Genomic DNA, 1,804 nt, shown 5'->3' on the forward strand with positions numbered 1-1,804 from the left:
TAATTGTTATTAGTCAGTGGTCATTAGTCATTAGTCATTAGTTAAGAGACGCTTAATTAATGACTAATTACCAACTACCAACTACCAATTACCAATTACCCATTACCAACTACCAATTACCCATTACCAATTACTAATTTATGGCTGCTAGTTATTCCTTTGATATTGTCAGCGAGTTCGATCGGCAAGAATTAGTTAACGCTGTTGACCAAACAGTGCGGGAAATTCAAAGTCGCTACGACTTGAAAGATACCAAAACTACCGTAGAATTGGGCGCAGAATCAATTACTGTCAATACGGACAGCGAATTTACTCTCGATGCGATTCACACTGTTTTGCAAACTAAAGCCGCGAAGCGGAATTTATCTTTGAAAATTTTTGATTACGGCAAAGCTGAACCTGCTAGCGGCAGTCGGGTGCGTCAAGAAATTAAACTTAAAAAAGGAATTAGTCAGGAAATCGCCAAACAGATTACTAAGCTAATCCGCGATGAGTTTAAAAAGATTCAAGGTTCGATTCAAGGCGATGCAGTGCGGGTTTCTGCTAAGGATAAGGACGATTTGCAGTTGGTGATTCAACGCTTGAAGCAAGAAGACTATCCCGTGGCTTTGCAGTTTACCAATTACAGGTAAATTTTTGAAAGCTAAGTATTGGATTGTCGGTCGTGCGATCGCATCTTTGAGTGCTATAGAACTTGCCTTGCGCTTGCTGGGATTCGGAAATCCTGCCTTGCTGCAAGCTGATGCGAATGCTGGCTATATATTTGCACCAAATCAACTTGTATATCGCTTTGGCAATAGAGTTGAGTACAATCAATTTTCTCAGCGTTCTGAACAAATCGATTCAGGAAACCCTGAAGATACTCTCAGAATTTTGATGATAGGAGATTCGGTTCTCAACGGTAATAATACCACCGATCAGCAAGAAACTATTCCAGAATTATTTGAAGCGCGTTTGTTGGGCATAAAAAAGCAAGTTGAGGTGCTGAATGCTTCTGCAGGTTCTTGGGCAATTGGCAATCAATTGGGATATATTCGCAAGTTTGGCACTTTTGAAAGCGATGCTGTGATTCTGCAAATTGGTACTCACGATTTGCTACAACCTCCAAGCAGCAGCGCGGGGGTGGGAAATGACCCGCTGATGCCGAATCGTAAACCGTTATTGGCAATTCAAGAAGTGTTTCAAAGACACATTATGCGCCAATTTTCAAGGGTTTTTGTATCGAATTATCCTGCGGCGGGAGTGCGGGTGTCGGAATCACAACAGTTTATGGAAAATATGCAGCGATTTGAGCAAATAGTTGCTTTGGTGCGAGCTAAGAATATTCCGTTGTTTGTGTTGTATACTTGCGATCGAGCGGATTTACTGCCCGTACCGAATCAGCCGAAGTTTAAATCCGAGTTTGTCGCTCGGCTAAAAGCTTTAAAAATTCCAGTCATAGACACTCATGCAGCCTGGTCAAAATTGCCGAAAACGAGGGTAGAAAGTTATTTTCGGGATGGCGTACACCCCACAGCCCTAGCTTATGAATCAATAGCAGATTTAGTGTTTCAACAGTTGTGTATACAGAAAAAATTGGTGGCGTGTGGCGGGAAGAAATAAGCTGCTTTATAGCCGAAGGAAGAAGCCCGATGGAAGCGCCAAGAAGGAAGAGGTAATTCCTGAGAACTGGCACCTGACAACTGAAAACGGGTTGGTATTAAATATCTAAACCCGTGACTGTTAAGTCGGGAGGATGTTCGACAACAAACTGGTAATATAACTCTTGCTTTGCTTGCGGCGGCAGAGACATTATCCATTCTAG

2 protein-coding genes are annotated in these 1,804 nt (G+C 42.2%); both read left to right on the forward strand.

Annotated features, from left to right (window positions below):
- Positions 1 to 140 precede the first annotated feature (140 nt).
- Complete coding sequence (locus tag QUA38_RS28715; protein ID WP_006634691.1) at positions 141 to 632, forward strand: YajQ family cyclic di-GMP-binding protein; 492 nt, start codon at positions 141 to 143, stop codon at positions 630 to 632.
- A gap of 4 nt (positions 633 to 636) precedes the next feature.
- Positions 637 to 1,602 (forward strand): SGNH/GDSL hydrolase family protein, encoded by a 966-nt coding sequence (locus QUA38_RS28720; RefSeq protein WP_333167880.1) that lies wholly within the window; start codon positions 637 to 639, stop codon positions 1,600 to 1,602.
- Positions 1,603 to 1,804 lie beyond the last annotated feature (202 nt).

Origin of the sequence: Microcoleus sp. Pol12B4 (assembly GCF_036701385.1) — a bacterium.
In the GTDB taxonomy this organism is placed as follows: domain Bacteria; phylum Cyanobacteriota; class Cyanobacteriia; order Cyanobacteriales; family Microcoleaceae; genus Microcoleus.

What these genes read in the sequence shown, in the direction of transcription:
- QUA38_RS28715 (WP_006634691.1), top strand. Translation starts at nt 141, where the DNA reads ATGGCTGCTAGTTATTCCTTTGATATTGTCAGCGAGTTCGATCGGCAA.